Origin of the sequence: Pseudoalteromonas sp. MQS005, assembly GCF_001661605.1 — a bacterium.
Lineage (GTDB): Bacteria > Pseudomonadota > Gammaproteobacteria > Enterobacterales > Alteromonadaceae > Pseudoalteromonas > Pseudoalteromonas tetraodonis.
In genome coordinates this window covers 44003-62101 of record NZ_LYRQ01000007.1, presented here as the reverse complement: position 1 = coordinate 62101, position 18099 = coordinate 44003, and the positions used below count along the sequence as shown (strand labels likewise).

The following is an 18099-nucleotide window of genomic DNA, read 5'->3' as shown; positions in this document are numbered from 1 at the left end:
ACTCCATCAACTAAACATAGTTAAGTAGGAGTATTTATTATGAGTCATACATATCCACGTAGTTTTTCGCACATCGGTATTTCAGTACCGGATGTTGAAAAAGCCGTAGAGTTTTACACTAAGGTGATGGGCTGGTACACCATAATGGAGCCTACCGTGATTACTGAAGACAACAGCCCAATTGGCGAAATGTGTACCGATGTATTTGGTCCAAATTGGGAAAAATTCAAAATAGCGCATCTTTCAACAGGCGACCGAATTGGTGTAGAAATTTTTGAATTTAAAGACCAAGAAAACCCTAAAGACAACTTTGAATACTGGAAAACCGGTATCTTCCATTTCTGTGTACAAGACCCAGATGTAGAAGGCTTAGCGGATCGTATTGTTGCTGCAGGTGGTAAAAAACGTATGCCAGAGCCACGCTACTATTACCCTGGTGAAAAGCCGTACCGCATGATCTACATGGAAGACCCGTTTGGTAACATCCTTGAGATTTACAGCCACAGCTACGAGCTTATATATAGCGCTGGTGCTTATTAAACTGGAGCTTGCTTAAATTTATAGCTTAAATAAAAAGGCCGCAGTAATAAATACTGCGGCTTTTTGTGCCTAAAAAGAATACGTGATCTAAATGAGTTAGTGCTAATAACTCGGCCTTTAAGTCGAAATTTTTATTAGCATTAAGGGCAATTATGGAGACTTAATTGAAAGTTGTAACCTAAGCTAATTATAAAAAGGAGGTATCAGCTCGAACAGGTTACATCACTCATATCAAAAGTATGCGTTAAACCATCAGAATTTTTATCAATTACTATCAGATTATTCTTTTCAATGTAAAACGTGTATTCGCGCATCCAATTGAGTTTAGCAATTCGCTTTAGCTCATAACGGCCAAATGCTAGCGGGCAATTTAAATACGCATAATGATAGGCTTTCCCCATTGCCCCAGGGTCTGCGGTATAAATATAAATAGTACGATCAGTAAACGTGCTTTGTTTGTGAATATAATCAGGCGTTGATAATGAAGAAGCATTGACTAAAATCCCTAAACACAAAAAAGGAATTTGTATTACACCAACTAATGTAAGAATGATATAGAACAACCACTGGGCTATTTTATTTTTAATTATGCTTTTAATTTTTTTAGGTTTGGTGAAAAGCAGTATTAAACCCGTAATTACCAACACTAATTTTATATAAAGTAGATTATGGCTTAATGTATCCATAAGCCGTGGAGAGTGCCAATTTAAACCCCAAAGCGCTCCACCATGCATGCTTTCTAGGAATGGTAACAATAAACATGCAGAAATAAGAAAAATAATTAACGAGCTATTATTGCTGCTTGTATCCATTTATTCTTGCCCTTTAAATCTAACCGGAGTCGCTGTATTTTAGTGTGATATTTATAACATGTTTTATAATACAGCGTACCTAAAATGTCATAATGCAGACTGCTATTTTATAAGATGAAAGTGACTGTAAAGGGGGTTAACAGCGGCTGTTTATTATCCAAAAAAAGCGCCTTAACCACTACATTAAGACGCTTTGGATGAAAAGCTAAATAACCAAAGTCGGGTTGAAATAGCTAATCGGGACTATGAAATTGTTAGAATTGATAGGCCAATGACATCTTAAATTGAGTAGGCGCACCTGGGTAAACCCATAATGCGTTGTAGCTACTTTGGGCATATTCTTCATCAAAAATGTTGTTAAAACTGATATTTAACTTGGTGCGCTCGGTTAAATTTACTTGTCCAAAAATGCCAACTAATTGATAACTCGGTAAGTTAAATGTTAAATCGGCGGCATCGCCTAATCGCTCACTGGTGTACTGATAACTAGCCCCTAGCTCAAGCTCTTTACCAAGCAAGGCTGTTTGATGGCTAAGTGTTAGGTTTAAGTTATTTTTAGGTACATTGACTAATGGGCTGCCTTTCTTTATTGGCACGCCCCAATCAGCATTTATTATGTCGTTTGCAGTACTGGCATCTATATAAGCGTAAGATAAATTAAACTTTGTATCATCAGTAATGTAAGTACTTAAATCGAGTTCAACACCTTTACTGTTTGCTTTACCAATAGGCGCTGAAAAGCCAACGTTTACAGGGTCGGCTACTAACATATTACTTTTAGTGGCATCAAATAATGCCAGGGTACCCGCTATGCCTTGGTAGCTAAATTTAGCGCCTACTTCAATTGAGTCACTGTATTCAAAGCCAAATGGGTCGCCACTTGCATCTGTGCCACTTAATGGTAAAAAGCCTTCAGAGTAACTGCTGTATAAGGTTACAGCGTTGTTTAGCTCGTATACTAAGCCTATTCGCGGGCTTACCTGGCTCTGTGAGCTACTTGAAAGCACAGCACTTTTGGTTTCTAAAATGTCTTGATCTACGCTATCGAACCTAAGGCCAACTAATAGCTTAAATTTATCAGTCAGATCCATTTGATCTTGAACGTATATACCATAAGCATCTTGTTGTTCGTTGTTTTCGTAGAGTAAACCTACTTCAGGACGCGCAACGTTATAATTAGGTTGATAAATATCAATTGTGTAGGTGCCGTTACCGCCGCGATAACGATAAAGTCCAGTGCGTAAGTCGTATTTGTATGCGTCGGCTCCGATTAATAAATGATGGGTAATGCCTGCGGTATCAAAATGCCCGCTTAGCTCAAATTTAAGGCTGGTATCATCAACTTCATAATCGCGGTAGCGCTGTTGGCGGGTAAGTGTGCGGCCATCATCGAATAATGATTGGCGCGAGGGTGCAAGTTCAGCATCAGAAGAAAACCCAGTTAGTGTAGAGCTGCGGTAGTTTGCGCCTACAACGAGTGACCATTCATTGTTTATATCATGATTTAAAGTCACTTGGTGACCACGAGAATATACTTGCGTGTCACCATCGTTTGGATTGCCTAAATAGCGCGAGTTAGGGACAGTATTAAAATTATCATTAAGTACAACAACCCCACGATCAAATAGCTGGGCTAAATCAACGTATTCAAATTCATAAGTGATGCTGGTTGAAGCGTTTATTTGATGATAAATCGATGGTGTAACCACCTTTTTATGGGTGTACACCTCATCGCGGTAGCTGTCGCTATCTTGCCATGCGCCATTTATTCTAAATGCAGTGTTATCGTTAATGCCGTTTGTATAGTCACCTTCAACGCGATTAAAATTATCACTACCTAAGCTGAGCTTTAGCTCACCCTGTTGCTCAAACTGAGGTTTTTTGGTCACGATATTAACTGTACCGCCGGGCTCTGAGCGGCCATAAAGTGCGGAGCCTGGGCCTTTTAATACTTCAATGTACTCAATGTTTGATACATCACGAGGGCCGCTGAACCCGCGCCCACCGCTAAAACCATTAATTAAGTAACCCGATGGCATGTTTTCGTTACCCGATAATCCACGAATCGAAAAGCTATCCCATAATGCGCCACTGTTATTTTTACGAGAAATACTGGCAGAAAAATCCAGCGCATCTTGTAATTGAGTTATTCCTTTTTGATCAAGTATCGCGTTATCGAGGGTTTCGATTGATTGTGGCATTTGCTTTTGAGGAATATCGCCTCGGTAAGCTTGTTTATATGTAACCGCAATTTTCTCTATTGGTTGACTTTGGGCAAGGCATTGTGCGCTTGCACTTAAGCAGGCTAAGTAAATTAATGAGTACTTCATAAAATGCTTTTTAGTAACGTTATATTATAACCAAAACTATAGCATGTGTTACTTTATAACAAAATGTTTTTTTGCGCTCCATGTGTGCGTCTAATTTTTACACTAGCGACTATGCAGCTATCACGTTAAGATGGATAAAAATAACACAATAAGAACAATATAATGTTAACAAAAACAAATGCATTAATTTACTTTTTAGCGTTTAGTAGTGGCTTTAGTATTATGGGAATAGAGCTATTAGGTGGGCGAATTTTAGCGCCTTACTTTGGCAGTAGCGTGCATATCTGGGGCAGTATTATTACGGTATTTATGCTTAGCTTATCATTTGGGTATTTACTGGGGGGTAAGCTGTCTATTCGTCATCCTTCGTTGACCAAATATGGGTTAATCTTTTTAGTTGCCAGTATTATGGTACTACCCATTTCTTTGTTTGCTGAGCCAATTATGGCATTTATTTTTTCGCATATTGAAGACAGTCGCTATGGCTCGTTACTCGCCTCAACCGCGTTATTTTTTATACCCACCATTATTTTAGGCATGATCTCGCCCTACTCCGTACGTTTACTGGTCACAAATAGTGAGCGCAGCGGCCAAGTAGCAGGTGGCCTTTATTTTGTAAGTACCTTAGGCAGCGCACTGGGCACCATTATTACCTCTTTTTATATGGTACTGGCGTTTGATGTTAACGCGATTATTTTAGGTTTTGCTGGTGTATTGGGCACGCTTGGGCTAATTGCTATTACCTTTGACAAACTTAAAGTACGAGAGGCCGTTTATGCTTAAGTTTAAATCCCTGTTTGTTTGTATTACGGCGCTACTGCTCTCATCATACAGTGCAGCTAATGTTGTGCATAAAGAGCGCTCCTTGTATCGAAATCTACTCGTTGAAGAAACTGGCGATTTACGCTGTTTAAAGTTTGATGAAAAAACCCGACAAAGCAGCCAAAGTTGCATGTACATTAGCGACCCTAAAAAACTCGTGTTTAACTACACTAAGCTGGCTTTTTCTAGTTTGTTACTGATTGATAACCCTAAAAATGTGCTCATTATTGGTTTAGGTGGCGGTACGCTTTCTAATATGATTCACGAGCTATACCCGAGTGCGCATATTGAAAATGTTGAAATAGATCCTGCGGTAATTAAAGTGGCGCGCGATTATTTTAACTTTATAGAAACCGATAACGTAACTGCTAAAGTGCAAGATGGGCGTATTTTTATTAAACGTGCGGCGCTTAAAAAACAGCAATTTGATTGGATTATTTTAGATGCGTTTAATGGCGATTACATTCCTGAGCACTTACTCACAAAAGAGTTTTTTGAAGAGATAAAAAGCGTATTAGCCGAAGGCGGAATTGTGGCTGCTAACACGTTTTCATCAAGTAAACTCTATGAACATGAGTCGGCGACCTATCATGCGGTATTTGGCGATTTTATTAATGTAACAGCCAATAATAACAGTAATCGTATTATTTTAGCTGGTTATAGCAATATCCCTACAGAGCAACAAATAGCGCAGCGGGTGACGCAGCTAGCTCCGTTACTTGCCCCTTATGATGTGGATATAGAGGCAATTAGCCAGCGTATGTTTTTCACTAAAGATGGCCAAGATTGGCCAAGTGATACTAAGGTGCTAACCGATCAATACTCTCCAGCAAATTTACTTAACTTTTAGTAGCTGTTACATGGTCACTTATATCCGGTGACCATTACTTATTAAAAAGATAATATTTTAAGGAAACGGCAATGCACATTCACTTTATTATTCACGAACATTTTGAAGCGCCAGGCGCTTATGAAACCTGGGCTAAAATGAATGGTCATACGCTGTCTTATACCCGTATTTATTTAGCTGAAAACTTACCGCAACATGCTGATGATATAGACTTTTTAATCGTAATGGGTGGGCCACAATCGCCCGCTACATCCCTTGCAGAATGCGCTTATTTTGATAGCAAAAAAGAACAAGCCTTTATTGCCAGTGCGATCACGGCAAACAAAGTAGTGTTGGGCGTTTGTTTGGGGTCGCAATTAATTGGTGAAGCGTTAGGCGCGGCTTATCAACCTAGTCCAGAAAAGGAAATTGGTAAGTTTGCTATTATCCTCACAGATGCAGGTTTGAATCATCCGTTATTTAGCCATTTTGGCAGTGAGCTTAATGTGGGGCATTGGCATAACGATATGCCTGGGCTGACTACTACAGCCAGTATTATTGCCTATAGCGAAGGTTGTCCAAGGCAAATAGTCGCTTATAGCGATTTAGTATTTGGTTTTCAATGCCACATGGAATTGACCACCGAGGTGGTTATCCTCCTCATTGCCAACGATGATTTAACCAATGCCCATAATTACCGCTTTGTTGAACAGCCCGAAAAGCTCTTAAGTCACGACTATGATGAGATGAACAATAAGCTTTATACTTTCTTAGATAAGCTTGCCGTACACTATTTATCTAAATAACCTGAACTCTAAATAATAAATCTATCTCAAGCAGCTATTTTCAGCGCTAACTGCGTTGAATTTACTTGCAATAGGCGAGCTTTCGACGCGTAATTTCGCTTTGTTTCCACTGGAAATCTCTGGCTAGAGAAAATAAACATAAATATCATTTTGATTCAAACGTTAGTAAATCTCTTAACCAGAGTTCAGGTTAAATAAAACTTATTTACCTGAAGTTAAAATGCCAATTATTTACTTAGCCTGCTAACTAATGCTAAAATTTGCTGATATTCACAAGTAAGAGTTCCTATGAGTAGCACTATTCCTTTTCATGAAACACTCGATTTAACCTTATGCGGCAATATGGGTCGAGTGCACCGCTTATGTCGAGAAGCGGTGACAGTGGCGGTTGAACCCTTAGGTTTAACTCAGTCGCGCTGGACGGCAATGATTCACTTACATCATTTACCTTTAGGGGCAACACAGCAAGCGTTGGCGACCAGTTTAGGTATTGAAATGCCCTCATTAACGCGCACCATTAAGCAATTAGAGCAGCAAAATCTGGTTATTCGACAAGTTGATGAACACGATAAACGCAGTAAAAAATTGTACTTTACCGATGAGGGTATAAAGTTATTAGAACATTTAAAAGAGCTAACAAGCGATATTAAACAGCGTTTATATGCCGGTTTAAGTACTGAGCAACTTGATGGTATGGCGCACAGTTTAGTGCAAATGGAAGAAAACGCGCGGCGTTGTATTGCAAGCTTATCTGGAGATAAATAAGTATGACACCTGATCAAAAATTTGCCCGCTACGTTAAAGTTTCGCTTGTTGGTTTTATTGTTGTCTTTTTTTATTATATTGTTGCCGATGTGTGGTTGCCGGTTACGCCACAAGCACGGGTTTATCATCCGGTTGTGCAAATATCACCGCAAATAAATGGCCGTGTTACCGATGTATTGGTCAGTAATAACCAAGCGGTTAAAGCGGGTGATGTATTATTTGAGATAGATAAAAATACTTACCAACTAGCACTTGAGCAAGCACAGCTTGCCCTTGACGATGCTAAACTTCAAAATAAACGCCTTGATACCAATGTAAAAGCGCTTGAGGCACAAATAAGTGCAGCTAACGCTAAATTGCATGAGCAGCAGCTATTAAAAAAGCGTGGCGAAACGCTTTATAAACAAAACTCTATTTCGGAACAAGAGCTTGAAAGCATTCGTGCAAATTTTGCAGCAAGCCAATCTAATTTAGCCGCCTTTGAAGCACAGCTTTCTGAAGCTGTTTTGGCGCGAGGCGACTCGGGGCAAAATAATTTAGCGCTGCGCCATGCGGCCAATCAGTTAGCGCAAGCCGAGCTTAACTTATCCTATACGCAAGTGCGTGCTTTAAGTGATGGTGTAGTGGCTAATTTACAGTTACTTGAGGGTTCCTATGCTGTTGCGGGTAAGCCATTACTTGCTATTGTGGCAAGAAAAGCAGATTTAGTGGCTGATTTTCGTGAAAAGTCACTATTAAATATGCAGCCAGGCAGTTTAGCAAAAGTAGTGTTTGACAGCCGACCAGGTGAAGTATTCGACGCTAAAATTGAAACCTTCGAAGCAGGTGTTAGTGACGGGCAACTTAGTGCGAATGGATTACTTAGCACCACCGAAACCAGCAACCGCTGGGTTCGTGACGCTCAGCGTCAACGTATTCATTTAGTGCTGCCAAATAACACTCAGCTTATAAATAATATGCCCAGTGGTGCGCGTGCCACTGTGCAGTTACTTCCACAATCGGCTATAGGTCAATGGTTGGGATCAGTACAGATCCGCTTTATTAGTTGGTTACATTACATTTATTAGTGGGGCGAGTAATGACACAACATGTTAGCCAAGCGCCACAACTCGATTCAAATGGTTTACGCCAAGCGCTACGGATTGCTGGCGGCTGCACTATTGGTTTTACTTTGTGCAAGTTAATGAATTGGCCCAATGGAATATTTTTTACAGTTTACCCTATGTTATTACTCGGTTTAGTGCCAAGTATTAACAAAGGCGTGATCCATCAATTTGTTGCTAGTGCTGCCTACAGTGCGTTTATAGTGCTTATTTTACAGGGCTTATTTTCACACTTGCCGGTGTTAATGACGCTCATTATTTTTGCCAGCTTTTGTATATTGTTTTACTTAATGAGCTCTGGTGGAGCATTTTTATTTGGTGCTTTGGGGGCGGTGAGTTTATCGATTCAGTTGCACTTTGCCAGCCATGTTGATCAAGGAAGCAGCATTTACCCGCTTATTTTAAGTAATGGTATGGCTATTTTTATTACTATTATTATTGCGTTCTTGATGCATGGTTTGTTTCCTGATGTGACAGCGCGGCCCATGCGGGCTGTGCCACACAAGGATAAAGAAAGTATTCGTCACGAGGTGTTGCTATGCGCTAGCGTTGCGACTTTATCATTCGTGGTTTTTCAGGTACTTGACTTACAAGATTCAATTTCGGCGCAAGCGGCGTCTATTTTAATTTTGTTTTCGTTGTGTTTTAAGGCTGCGGGCACCGCAAGTTGGCAACGTATTATTGGTACACTGATAGGCTGTAATGCTGCCTTAGTTGCGCAATTGTTTTTGTATAACCATACTGACGTTTTGCTTTTTCCGGTGGCTATATTATGGATTTTGTCTTTTATATTCAGTCGTTTTCATATTTTAGGCGGTGGTCCACCGGGTGTTGGGTTTGGGGTATTAACCACATTTGGCATTTTATTTGGTCAGTCGTTAGGCCCAGGGCAAGATTTAATATACAGCGCCATGTATCGATTTAGCTCGGTGGCTGTTGCAGTAACAGTAAGCTTAAGTGCAGTGTATTTAGTGCATCGAATCCTCAACCGATTTAGCGTCACCCGCCATCATACTTATGATTAAATTAAAGGCTGCATCCGCAGCCTTTTTATATACTTAACCACAGTACAGGTTACTAAAGTTATAGCTTAATATTACCGCGTAGGGCTTTGGTTTGGCCGTGTTTGGTTTTTTTGTCCATGCGTTTACGCTGTGAGTTACGGCTAGGTTTGGTGGCACGGCGTGCTTTATTAACTTTAGTCGCGCTTAAAATTAAATCTTTTAGCCGTTTTAGCGCATCTTCCCTGTTTAGCTCTTGGGTGCGATGGCTTTGCGCTTTAATTATCAATACCCCTTCTTTGGTGATCCTTGAATCTTTTAAAGCAAGTAATCGTTCTTTATAAAAGTCAGGTAATTTAGAGCGATTAATATCAAAGCGTAAATGTATAGCACTGGCTACTTTATTAACATTTTGCCCGCCTGCACCTTGCGAGCGAATAGCGCTGAGCTCTACTTCCCATTCATCAATGGTTACGCTGTTTGAAATAGTTAACATAGTGCCCCGCTCTTTTTGCAAAAAAATGTATTATATCATCAGTACATTGCGTTGTGGTGAATCAAGTTAAACTCACAACTGAGTTAATAATAATTTATAAATTTACGCTTTGTATTGGCAAGAGCCGTTAATTAGTTTTTAATTAACGCTACTTTACTATTAGGAAATGCTTAATGAAAAAATTACTGTTATCAATCGGCTTATTAGCGATGAGCTTCTCAAGCTTTGCACAAGACATTAACGAAGGTCAATTACAAAGCTACATTAAGGCATTACCTGCGGTTACAAGCTGGGCAAGCAATCAAGAGTCGTTAAAAGGCTTAGATTTAGCGAGTATGCTGGGCGCATCAGCAGATCAAACAGTCACTGAGCAAAGCTCGTTAGCTAACAGCGCACTTAGCATGATCAAACAGCAAGACTTATATAAAAGCTTTGCCAACGTAACTAGCCAATATGGTTTTACGCCTGAACAATTAATTGCTGTAGGATCAGAAGTTTCAATGGCTTACATTGAAAACCTGAAATCAGGTTTATCAGATGAACATAAAGAAACCGCCAATAAATTAATGGGTGGCTTACAAAGTATGCAAAGCAGTAAAGACAAAGGTGTTAGTTCATTAATGGGGTCGTTTGGCAATGCATCAAGCGCAGCTAAATCGGCAGAGCCTGTAGTCAGTGAAAATAACCTAGCACTTGTGAGCGAATACATGCCACAACTTAAAAAGCTGTTTTCAATGTTGTAAAAGTTATTGTTTATAGAGGTGGCATTAGCCACCTTTTTTTATGCTTACTTTCCTAGTCTCATGTATTTTAAGTTTAAACAATGGCCTCAGTTTTAATGCTGTAAACCCCCTTTACGGCTATGATTAAGGCGTTATTTCGCTAACGCTAAAAAAATAAAAAGTAATAAATAAACCCTAATTTTACTAACGCTAACGCTACGTTTTGTTTGACGCTGAAGTTATACCAATCGACTTAAATATTTAACCATTCTAGCGAGCTAAATAAAGCGCTAACTGCGTTATATTTTTTTCAAGTAGAACAACCACATGTCAAAATTTACGCCTTGTTATCACTCCATTTATCTGTCGCTATAAATGGTCAGTAACTTAACACAATTGGTATTAAGTTAGTTGTTACTGACTAGTTGTTGTTTGATACGGATCAGCCATTTATCAACTTAAGTAGTAAATGACGGTATATTTGCTTTCAGCTAGCTTATTTTTGTTTGTTTATTAGCCTTTTTTTAATTTGTATACGGTTGAGTTAGTAAAAAATCGGTTTATTTTAACGATTTTGAAAAGTAGTTAGTAAAATCGTGATCCTTTCGGTGTTTTTAAATAAAGTTATTATAAATTAGCTAGTTAGGCTTTGCTTTTATAAAGTTAAAATAGTAGTAATCCCAAAGGGCACGTATGTTAATAGCAAATAATAGGATTAAAGCGTAGCTATATAGCCGTTTGCAGCCGTTATGACTGTTTGTTCAGGTGCCTTATTTCAGATCACTATTTAACTAACTCAATTAAATGCCTATTACTGCATTCAAATACAAATAAGAATTACTATCTTTTGTATTTGTTGGCGTTATAATATCGCCATCTTTTTTTAGCTATGTTTAAAAGGAATTTGCAGTTTATGCAGGCCTCCAACCGTCTTTTAGACTTTCCCAAACCCGTTTTTTCTATGTTATGGCAATTTATGGAACGCTTTAGCTATGAATTAGCGGTTTTATCGCGTTTTTTTATTGCCATTGTTGGCGGGTATTTTTTTACAGCCGTAAGTGTGTCGCTATTAAGTGCAGTAGTGCCTGTGCCTAAAGTTGACGCGGTTTTGCTTAGTGTGTCTGCGAGTATTTTAATTTATGCCCTGGTGTTTATTTATAGCTTTTATATTCATTCATTAAAAACTGTTTGGATCAGTATTTTACTAAGTATTGCAGCGCAACTTGTCTTGTTATCGCTATTGAAGGGATGGTTATGAAAGGGAGTTTTTTTCGTTCAATGACGTGGTTACATACATGGGTGGGTTTGCTCGTGTGTTGGTTACTGTATTTAATATTTTTTGCAGGCACTATTAGCTTTTTTAGAGATGAAGTGAGCTTATGGAATCAGCCAAGTGTCCATAATATTGAGCAGCAGGCAGATCGTATTGGCGCGCAAAAGCAACAAATTGTGTCGGGTGTTGAGTATTTAAATGCGCAAGCACCTAATGCGCCTAATTGGCGTATAACGCTTCCTGAGGAGCGTATACCTTATTTAACGTATGGTTATGCAAAACCAAAAGAGCCTGGACAACGCAGAGCGCAGTTTGAAAATACCCGTTTAAATCCAAATACCATGCAGCCTTTAGCACCCTTTGTAGATACCCGAGGGGGTAATTTCTTTTATCGCCTGCATTTTGATTTGCATTATATTGATGTAAAAACGGCGCGTTGGATTGTCTGCTTTGCTAGTTTATTTATGCTCATTGCGTTGATATCTGGCGTCGTTATTCACAAACGTATTTTTAAAGATATGTTTGTTTTTAGAGCTAATAAAGGCAGCCGTAGCTGGTTAGATGTGCATAATTTAAGTTCGGTATTTGCCTTACCGTTTCATTTAATGATTACTTATACGGGCATTATTACCCTGATATTTATGATTTTCCCCTACCCCGCGCAAACCGTTTATGAGGATGGAATACGAGGCTTTTTTAATGATGTTTCGCCAAGTAGTTCTGCAACAGAGTCGTTGCAAGGCACTGCACCGTTAGTGCCTATCAATACTGTTTTGGATCAGGTTTATACTAAGTGGCCAGAGGCTGATATAACTCGGGTGATTATAAATAAGCCGAATAAGGCCGCTGCGACTATTATGGTTTTGGTCAGTCCTGGAAAAACATTAAGGGATCAAGCACCGCGTTTGATATTTAGTGGAGCGAGTGGTGAGCTTGTTGCTCAAACTGATGATGAACTCACCGGCAGTAAAGCGCTGTATGAGTCACTAAATTCAATGCACACTGGGCGTTTAGCAGAGCCATTATTACGTGTTTTATACTTTTTAGGCGGCATTGCTGGCTGCATAATGATAGCCACGGGCTGTATTATGTGGGCAAAGCGCATTCGAGAGCGAATGAAAAAAAATGCTCGGCCATCATGGGGTTTAAAACTCGTCGAAGCGCTTAATTTAGGAACTTTAATGGGATTGCCCTTGGCAACGTCTGCGTTCTTTTTAGCAAACCGATTAATCAGCACACGCGCAATGGAGCGCGCGGATAAAGAGATACTTGCCTTCTTTTTAACTTGGCTGTGTGTACTTATTATCGCTTTTGTAAAGCGTGACAAGTTGCAGTGGTGTGTTATGGCTGCCATAAACAGCATTGCTTGTTTTAGTGTGCCAGTGGTTAATGCGCTAACAACACAAGGGAAGATAATCAGTTATTTACGTAATGAACAGTGGGCTTTATTTATGTTTGATAGTCTCTTTTTACTGTTTGGTTTGCTGTTTTTGTTACAAACCGAAAAATTACGTACTGCGCTGCAAGCTAAAAAACCTAGTCCGATAAACACTCAGGAGCAAAAAGTATGATGGCATTGCTCCCTTTTAGCTTATGTTTGGTGGCTTTTAACTGCTTTGCACTGGCTAAGTTTAATCATTTTAAGGATGTTTTTAACAAGCGCCCGACTGATCAGCAGCGTTTAATTTTATTGAGTGTTGCTTGGATCAGTATTTTACTAAGTTTGCTGCTTTGCGTTAGCGAATTACACGGCTATGGCGCTCTACAGTTTTGCGGGTTTATGTCGTTAAGTGCTTTAATTATAATGATTTTTTATAGTTTTTTAGTCAATTTAACTAAGCTTTTTAACTTGCTTGTATTATTGATATTAGCCACAAGTACGTTATTTTTTGGTTTAAATGGGCTTTAGTTAGTAAAAACCTGATCCCAAAGAATAGGCTAAATTGAGGTAAAAAAATGGCAAGCCATCAGGCTTGCCAATAAAAAAGGGGGATTGTCATTATGTCTTGTACTTGCCTTTCCTTTTGCAAGTAGGGCTAATATAGCCCCTCTTTATTTAGTTTACCTTACAGTAAGGTGAATGTTTTATTACAACCTAGGGGCATGTAAACCCCCTTTACAGCGATTTTTGATTTACCCAAATAATCTCATCTGTTGCAAAACCAAGCGCTTTTACTTGGCTTAAAAAGTGCTGCTTGAGCTCTTTACTCACTGTAGGTGTTCTCGATAAAAACCATAAGTAATCTTTGCTATAACTGGTAATAAAGGCATATTGATAATCAGGTTGGTCGAGCTCAAAAATAATATAGGCACCATAAAACGGGCCAAAAAATGACACTTTAAAATGCCCTGTATCGGCGTTTTCTACAAATTTAGCTAAGCCTTCAGCTTCGTCCCATTTTTGTTCTTTACTAATAAACCCTTTGTTTAATACCTTTACCGTTCCATCATCGTTAATTGAATAAGTGGCTGTTACTTGCTCCATTCCTTGTTCAAAAGAGTGGTCTAATCGTGCTATTTCATACCACTTGCCTTGGTATTTCTCTAAATCAAAGTTTTTAACAGGGGTTATTCCTTCGGGTGCGCTGGTACAGGCACTGAGTAAAAACACGGTGGTAATAAATAATGCGGTTTTAAAAGCGAGTTTCATGTTGTTTCCTTTTCTTTAGAAATTGCTATAGGATCGCCTTAATACTAAAGCAATTTAAAGAACTTAGCATGAAAATTTGGGTTGATGCTGACGCTTGTCCGGTGGTAATAAAAGAAATTTTATTTAGAGCCGCAGAGCGTACGCAAACAGAAACTATACTGGTTGCAAATCATGCCATGCGCATCCCACCGTCAAAATTTATTAGCCGACTACAAGTGTCATCGGGCTTTGATGTGGCTGATGATGAAATAGTAAAACGGATTGAAAAAGGCGATTTAGTGATCACAGGAGATATTCCACTGGCAAGTGAAGTGATTGATAATGGCGGCCAAGCACTTAATCCGCGCGGTGAGCTTTACACCACTGAAAACATTCGTTCATTACTAAATGTACGCGATTTTATGGATACTATGCGCTCAAGTGGTGTAGAAATGAGTGGTGGGCCGCCTCCATTAAGCCAAAGTGACAGACAAAACTTTGCTAACAATCTTGATCGTATTTTAGCGCAAAATAAGAGCAGTTAAAGTGAGCAGCCAGTTAATAGGGTTAGGTGATGACTCATTCAGTGTTGCTGTGTATGTAGCAAAAGCGCCCCCTATGCCTTACTTTGAAACACTTGCGCAGCTAGAGCCTGTAGTTAGTGGGCAAATAAATAGCATAAACCAGCACTGTGGCAATGGCTGGCGAAAAGTCTTTAATGTGTACGCCAAGGTGTTATTTGCGCTGCCAAGCGAGTATTACGCTTTTGCTAAACAAGCCGTGAGTTGGCAAGCATATCGCGATGAGCTGTTGTTACAGCAGCATAACGGTACTGCATTACTATTTAGTGCGCCGGTGCTTACTGAGCATAAAAATCAATTGCACATTATTGCTGGGCGAACTCACGCTAAAAACTTGATACAACAAGGTAAGTTAAACGCCCAACTTGATTGGCTTGATGATGAGTTTGCTATAGATAAAAGCCAGAATATTATTGTATGCCCCTATTTTGATTATAGGCAGCTGAGTAATATTAAAATTGCCCGTTTGAGTGAATTAGTGGCTCAGTTGCGAATAATCTAAGCCACTTTCGTTTTTTAGGTAAGTGTTACGCTCAGTGTGTTAGCGCTATCAACTAGCATGAGCGAGCCCAAAATAAATAGGATGCAGGCCGATGCACGGCCAAATTTTAGTGAGAGCGCCGGATTATTGCTGAGGATTTTTCTGGCACTTACCCCTATTAACCAATATACCAGCGCACAGCCAACTAAATGAATAATGCTAAGTACCAGCAATTGTTCAGTAATAGAAAATGACAGTGTTGGTAAAACAAACTGCGGCAATAAGGCTAAAAATAACAGCATCACTTTGGGATTCAAGCCACTAATTATAAAGCCCTTTCTCATCCACTTTAGAGGCGTGTCTGAGGTGTGTTCTTGGCCATCGTTATAGGCTGCAGGCATTGGAGGAAATCGGTACAGTGATACGGCAATCCAAATGATATACAAAGCACCAAATAAGGTTAACAGCTTTATAAAAATGGCCTGCGATGCTAATAACGCGCCTAAACCTACCACCACTATTAAACTGGCCATTAAATGCCCAAGTATTAACCCCGCTACTGCAGGAATGATTTTATCACCCGCTATACCTGCACTGATTGTATAAGCCCAATCGGCACCGGGGGTAAGTACAAACAAGATTGATACCAGCCAAAAAGAAAAAATAATATTAATATCCATACGTATCCATGCGCTAAAACCCAAAATAAGTGAGCTGCTATTTTATTTCTTTCTGATGAGTAAAAGTTACTGTATTTTACTGATATAAGCGTTCATTTTAGGAAATAATCAACTATGGATACCATAGATAGGAAAATTCTTGCTGAGTTGCAAGTTGATGGCAGGCTCACCCTCTCTGAATTGGCTGATCGTGTTGGGCTAAGCGTGTCACCTTGTCATCGTCGTGTAAAAGAGCTTGAGAAAAGCAAAGCAATTGTTGGCTACAGAACTGAAATATCACCTGAAAAAGTGGGTTTAAACTTTTCTGCGTTAGTATTTATTACCATTAAAGAAGGTGATAAAGCGTCGTTAAGCAAATTAGAGCAAGCGGTGGATGCTATTCCTCAGATCACCAATGCACAACGCTTATTTGGCACCCCTGATTACTTATTACACGTCGTTACTAAAGATTTAGCCGCGTTTCAGCAACTCTACGATGACAAGCTATCAGCCTTACCGGGTGTACAACGTTTAACCTCAACCATTGTGATGAAAGATATTGTAAGAGCGCGTAACTTGCACTTTTAACAGGTTATGTTTTACACGAAGTTTAAAAAGTTAAACCGATGACGCTGCAAAGCCTATGGCAGCGGGCTTTGCCTAAATAGGTAAAAATAAAGTGTAAATAAAGCTTGTTATAAAGTGTATTGCTGTTATTCTGCTTGCCATCGGGTTGATAGAAAGCCCTGTTTATTTGTAAGTACCTCGTTGTTATTAGTAATAATCCTTCGCGATATCCTCAAGTTAAATGTTTGTTTTCTTCCTGTTAAACGCCTATTTTAAGGCAAATTTTTTATTATTTTTTTAGGATATTATTATGTCTAATACAACTACTGGTACAGTAAAATTTTTCAATGAAGCAAAAGGTTTTGGTTTTATTGAGCAAGAATCTGGCGCAGACGTTTTCGCACATTTCAGTGCTATCTCTGGCGACGGTTTCAAAACATTAGCCGAAGGCCAAAAAGTACAGTTTACTGTAACGCAAGGTCAAAAAGGCCCGCAAGCTGAAAACATCGTTTGCATCTAAATAGTTTTAATTGATGGGTTAGTGTTAACCCATCAATATTTATAAGTTTGAAAGAAGTTTTGTTTTATTTGTTAGTACCCCGTTGTTTTAGTAATAATCCTACGCGATATCCTCAAGTTAACTATTTTTTCGGCTCAATCGCCTCTTTTCAGGCACACTTTAATTAATTTTTAGGATACATATTATGTCTAATACAACTACTGGTTCAGTAAAATGGTTTAACGAAGCAAAAGGTTTTGGTTTTATCGAGCAAGAATCTGGCGCAGACGTTTTCGCACATTTCAGTGCTATCTCTGGCGACGGTTTTAAAACGCTAGCTGAAGGCCAACGTGTACAGTTTACTGTTACTCAAGGTCAAAAAGGCCCGCAAGCTGAAAACATCGTTTGCATCTAATTATAGAAGGAGTGGGCTTTAAAGCGCACTCACTCCGCTTAAACTAGTGTTAAGCAATAAAGCTAATATCATTATGATATTAGCTTTTTTTTTTGACAAAAATTTATACAACGTAACCGCTAAAGCCAAGTGCTTTAAAATAAAGCTTTGGAATACCAAATCCACATTCATTCAGTAGTTCACTAAAGCGCATACGATCTAGGGGGTAAAACTCTCTTTCGAGGTTATGCCCCATTTGAGTTTTGCCAGCTTCAGTTAAGCCTAATTGAGCACAGGTGTTTAATTGTGACTCACGCTCAAATGTTGTTTCTGGGCGCATTAAATCAGCAATGTAAAGATTCGCTCCTTTTTTAAGGTTAGTTTTAATGCTTTTAAGAATTTGTTTTTTGTCGCCGTTATCTTCTACAAAATGCATCACCAGTAAACATAATACGGCGTCTGCTTTCGCTTTTACTTTATCAACTGGGCTACATTCAATAGTGACACGGCTATCAATACCTTGCTCTGCAAAGCGCTGTTTTGCAATATCGAGCATATCACTGGAGGTGTCTTGGGCAGTAAACTGCCATTTAGGATTTATTTGTGCTAATGCTAATACTTCCTTACCTGTGCCGGCACCAATCACTAAAATGTGTGCATCGTCGCTTAACGTGGTTTGCAGTTGTGCATTGGTTAGTTGATGAAGTAGCTCATAGCCTGGGACTAAACGGGTAATGCGGTTATCATATTCTTGTGCTTCTTCGCCTTTGAAAGTGGGCATGCTGTCTCC

The 18099-nt window shown here is 39.3% G+C and carries 22 protein-coding genes; 16 read left to right on the top strand and 6 right to left on the bottom strand.

The window, feature by feature from the left end; translation table 11 throughout:
* Positions 1-39 precede the first annotated feature (39 nt).
* A complete protein-coding gene (locus A9479_RS04540; protein ID WP_008130525.1) occupies positions 40-540 on the top strand; it encodes a lactoylglutathione lyase family protein in 501 nt (166 codons plus the stop codon).
* Positions 541-743: 203 nt separating this feature from the next.
* On the opposite strand, the gene A9479_RS04535 is transcribed toward A9479_RS04540, so the two are convergent.
* Both A9479_RS04535 and A9479_RS04530 read right to left on the bottom strand, forming a co-directional pair.
* Complete coding sequence (locus A9479_RS04535; RefSeq protein WP_064662797.1) at positions 744-1352, bottom strand: hypothetical protein; 609 nt, start codon at positions 1350-1352, stop codon at positions 744-746.
* A 254-nt stretch (positions 1353-1606) separates the two neighbouring features.
* Positions 1607-3682, bottom strand: coding sequence for a TonB-dependent siderophore receptor (locus A9479_RS04530; protein WP_064662796.1), 2076 nt, complete (start codon positions 3680-3682; stop codon positions 1607-1609).
* 162 nt (positions 3683-3844) lie between these two features.
* Here A9479_RS04530 and A9479_RS04525 point away from each other — a divergent pair, with 162 nt between their 5' ends.
* The 6 genes from A9479_RS04525 to A9479_RS04500 all read left to right on the top strand — a co-directional run bounded on the left by A9479_RS04525 (position 3845) and on the right by A9479_RS04500 (position 9032).
* Positions 3845-4465, top strand: coding sequence for a fused MFS/spermidine synthase (locus A9479_RS04525; RefSeq protein ID WP_064662795.1), 621 nt, complete (start codon positions 3845-3847; stop codon positions 4463-4465).
* Positions 4458-5354, top strand: coding sequence for a spermidine synthase (locus A9479_RS04520; RefSeq protein WP_064662794.1), 897 nt, complete (start codon positions 4458-4460; stop codon positions 5352-5354). The genes A9479_RS04525 and A9479_RS04520 overlap by 8 nt, the downstream gene beginning before the upstream one ends.
* A 71-nt stretch (positions 5355-5425) precedes the next feature.
* A complete protein-coding gene (locus A9479_RS04515) occupies positions 5426-6139 on the top strand; it encodes a type 1 glutamine amidotransferase (protein WP_064662793.1) in 714 nt (237 codons plus the stop codon).
* A gap of 288 nt (positions 6140-6427) precedes the next feature.
* A complete protein-coding gene (locus A9479_RS04510; protein WP_024602437.1) occupies positions 6428-6904 on the top strand; it encodes a MarR family winged helix-turn-helix transcriptional regulator in 477 nt (158 codons plus the stop codon).
* Positions 6905-6906: 2 nt separating this feature from the next.
* Positions 6907-7971, top strand: a complete 1065-nt coding sequence (locus A9479_RS04505) for an HlyD family secretion protein (protein WP_028834643.1) — start codon at positions 6907-6909, stop codon at positions 7969-7971.
* Between the two features lie 11 nt (positions 7972-7982).
* Positions 7983-9032, top strand: a complete 1050-nt coding sequence (locus tag A9479_RS04500; protein ID WP_064662792.1) for a DUF2955 domain-containing protein — start codon at positions 7983-7985, stop codon at positions 9030-9032.
* A gap of 58 nt (positions 9033-9090) precedes the next feature.
* On the opposite strand, the gene arfB is transcribed toward A9479_RS04500, so the two are convergent.
* Positions 9091-9504 carry an alternative ribosome rescue aminoacyl-tRNA hydrolase ArfB gene (gene arfB / locus A9479_RS04495; protein WP_064662791.1) on the bottom strand — a complete coding sequence of 138 codons (414 nt, stop codon included), beginning with the start codon at positions 9502-9504 and terminating at the stop codon, positions 9091-9093.
* A gap of 173 nt (positions 9505-9677) precedes the next feature.
* Here arfB and A9479_RS04490 point away from each other — a divergent pair, with 173 nt between their 5' ends.
* The 4 genes from A9479_RS04490 to A9479_RS04475 all read left to right on the top strand — a co-directional run bounded on the left by A9479_RS04490 (position 9678) and on the right by A9479_RS04475 (position 13408).
* Complete coding sequence (locus tag A9479_RS04490) at positions 9678-10247, top strand: hypothetical protein (protein WP_064662790.1); 570 nt, start codon at positions 9678-9680, stop codon at positions 10245-10247.
* 892 nt (positions 10248-11139) lie between these two features.
* Entirely contained in the window at positions 11140-11484 is a 345-nt protein-coding gene (locus A9479_RS04485) for a hypothetical protein (RefSeq protein ID WP_064662789.1), read from the top strand.
* Positions 11481-13070, top strand: a complete 1590-nt coding sequence (locus tag A9479_RS04480) for a PepSY domain-containing protein (protein ID WP_064662788.1) — start codon at positions 11481-11483, stop codon at positions 13068-13070. The genes A9479_RS04485 and A9479_RS04480 overlap by 4 nt, the downstream gene beginning before the upstream one ends.
* Complete coding sequence (locus A9479_RS04475) at positions 13067-13408, top strand: DUF3325 domain-containing protein (protein ID WP_016899981.1); 342 nt, start codon at positions 13067-13069, stop codon at positions 13406-13408. Before A9479_RS04480 ends, A9479_RS04475 begins: the two co-directional genes overlap by 4 nt.
* Positions 13409-13615: 207 nt before the next feature.
* Here the strand turns inward: A9479_RS04475 and A9479_RS04470 are convergent, their stop codons facing one another.
* Complete coding sequence (locus A9479_RS04470) at positions 13616-14149, bottom strand: lipocalin family protein (RefSeq protein ID WP_016899982.1); 534 nt, start codon at positions 14147-14149, stop codon at positions 13616-13618.
* 68 nt (positions 14150-14217) lie between these two features.
* Between A9479_RS04470 and A9479_RS04465 the strand changes: the two genes are divergently transcribed.
* Both A9479_RS04465 and A9479_RS04460 read left to right on the top strand, forming a co-directional pair.
* The gene (locus A9479_RS04465; RefSeq protein ID WP_008110780.1) at positions 14218-14673 is read left to right on the top strand and encodes a YaiI/YqxD family protein; all 456 of its coding nucleotides are present in this window, start codon (positions 14218-14220) and stop codon (positions 14671-14673) included.
* Position 14674: 1 nt separating this feature from the next.
* Positions 14675-15211 carry a hypothetical protein gene (locus A9479_RS04460; protein ID WP_016899983.1) on the top strand — a complete coding sequence of 179 codons (537 nt, stop codon included), beginning with the start codon at positions 14675-14677 and terminating at the stop codon, positions 15209-15211.
* Positions 15212-15225: 14 nt separating this feature from the next.
* On the opposite strand, the gene A9479_RS04455 is transcribed toward A9479_RS04460, so the two are convergent.
* Positions 15226-15870 (bottom strand): LysE family translocator, encoded by a 645-nt coding sequence (locus tag A9479_RS04455; protein WP_064662787.1) that lies wholly within the window; start codon positions 15868-15870, stop codon positions 15226-15228.
* 114 nt (positions 15871-15984) lie between these two features.
* On the opposite strand from A9479_RS04455, the gene A9479_RS04450 reads away from it, so the two are divergent.
* The 3 genes from A9479_RS04450 (at position 15985) to A9479_RS04440 (ending at position 17330) form a co-directional block, all read left to right on the top strand.
* Positions 15985-16437 carry an Lrp/AsnC family transcriptional regulator gene (locus tag A9479_RS04450; protein ID WP_013462814.1) on the top strand — a complete coding sequence of 151 codons (453 nt, stop codon included), beginning with the start codon at positions 15985-15987 and terminating at the stop codon, positions 16435-16437.
* 289 nt (positions 16438-16726) lie between these two features.
* On the top strand, positions 16727-16936 hold the full coding sequence (locus A9479_RS04445) for a cold-shock protein (RefSeq protein ID WP_008463923.1): 210 nt from the start codon (positions 16727-16729) through the stop codon (positions 16934-16936).
* Positions 16937-17120: 184 nt separating this feature from the next.
* Complete coding sequence (locus A9479_RS04440) at positions 17121-17330, top strand: cold-shock protein (protein ID WP_007377377.1); 210 nt, start codon at positions 17121-17123, stop codon at positions 17328-17330.
* Between the two features lie 103 nt (positions 17331-17433).
* Here the strand turns inward: A9479_RS04440 and A9479_RS04435 are convergent, their stop codons facing one another.
* Positions 17434-18090: a class I SAM-dependent methyltransferase gene (locus A9479_RS04435; RefSeq protein WP_016899984.1), complete on the bottom strand. Its 657-nt coding sequence runs from the start codon at positions 18088-18090 to the stop codon at positions 17434-17436.
* Between the last annotated feature and the right edge of the window lie 9 nt (positions 18091-18099).

What these genes read in the sequence shown, in the direction of transcription:
- A9479_RS04540 (WP_008130525.1), top strand. Translation starts at nt 40, where the DNA reads ATGAGTCATACATATCCACGTAGTTTTTCGCACATCGGTATTTCAGTA.
- A9479_RS04535 (WP_064662797.1), bottom strand. Translation starts at nt 1,352, where the DNA reads ATGGATACAAGCAGCAATAATAGCTCGTTAATTATTTTTCTTATTTCT.
- A9479_RS04530 (WP_064662796.1), bottom strand. Translation starts at nt 3,682, where the DNA reads ATGAAGTACTCATTAATTTACTTAGCCTGCTTAAGTGCAAGCGCACAA.
- A9479_RS04525 (WP_064662795.1), top strand. Translation starts at nt 3,845, where the DNA reads ATGTTAACAAAAACAAATGCATTAATTTACTTTTTAGCGTTTAGTAGT.
- A9479_RS04520 (WP_064662794.1), top strand. Translation starts at nt 4,458, where the DNA reads ATGCTTAAGTTTAAATCCCTGTTTGTTTGTATTACGGCGCTACTGCTC.
- A9479_RS04515 (WP_064662793.1), top strand. Translation starts at nt 5,426, where the DNA reads ATGCACATTCACTTTATTATTCACGAACATTTTGAAGCGCCAGGCGCT.
- A9479_RS04510 (WP_024602437.1), top strand. Translation starts at nt 6,428, where the DNA reads ATGAGTAGCACTATTCCTTTTCATGAAACACTCGATTTAACCTTATGC.
- A9479_RS04505 (WP_028834643.1), top strand. Translation starts at nt 6,907, where the DNA reads ATGACACCTGATCAAAAATTTGCCCGCTACGTTAAAGTTTCGCTTGTT.
- A9479_RS04500 (WP_064662792.1), top strand. Translation starts at nt 7,983, where the DNA reads ATGACACAACATGTTAGCCAAGCGCCACAACTCGATTCAAATGGTTTA.
- arfB (WP_064662791.1), bottom strand. Translation starts at nt 9,504, where the DNA reads ATGTTAACTATTTCAAACAGCGTAACCATTGATGAATGGGAAGTAGAG.
- A9479_RS04490 (WP_064662790.1), top strand. Translation starts at nt 9,678, where the DNA reads ATGAAAAAATTACTGTTATCAATCGGCTTATTAGCGATGAGCTTCTCA.
- A9479_RS04485 (WP_064662789.1), top strand. Translation starts at nt 11,140, where the DNA reads ATGCAGGCCTCCAACCGTCTTTTAGACTTTCCCAAACCCGTTTTTTCT.
- A9479_RS04480 (WP_064662788.1), top strand. Translation starts at nt 11,481, where the DNA reads ATGAAAGGGAGTTTTTTTCGTTCAATGACGTGGTTACATACATGGGTG.
- A9479_RS04475 (WP_016899981.1), top strand. Translation starts at nt 13,067, where the DNA reads ATGATGGCATTGCTCCCTTTTAGCTTATGTTTGGTGGCTTTTAACTGC.
- A9479_RS04470 (WP_016899982.1), bottom strand. Translation starts at nt 14,149, where the DNA reads ATGAAACTCGCTTTTAAAACCGCATTATTTATTACCACCGTGTTTTTA.
- A9479_RS04465 (WP_008110780.1), top strand. Translation starts at nt 14,218, where the DNA reads ATGAAAATTTGGGTTGATGCTGACGCTTGTCCGGTGGTAATAAAAGAA.
- A9479_RS04455 (WP_064662787.1), bottom strand. Translation starts at nt 15,870, where the DNA reads ATGGATATTAATATTATTTTTTCTTTTTGGCTGGTATCAATCTTGTTT.
- A9479_RS04450 (WP_013462814.1), top strand. Translation starts at nt 15,985, where the DNA reads ATGGATACCATAGATAGGAAAATTCTTGCTGAGTTGCAAGTTGATGGC.
- A9479_RS04445 (WP_008463923.1), top strand. Translation starts at nt 16,727, where the DNA reads ATGTCTAATACAACTACTGGTACAGTAAAATTTTTCAATGAAGCAAAA.
- A9479_RS04440 (WP_007377377.1), top strand. Translation starts at nt 17,121, where the DNA reads ATGTCTAATACAACTACTGGTTCAGTAAAATGGTTTAACGAAGCAAAA.
- A9479_RS04435 (WP_016899984.1), bottom strand. Translation starts at nt 18,090, where the DNA reads ATGCCCACTTTCAAAGGCGAAGAAGCACAAGAATATGATAACCGCATT.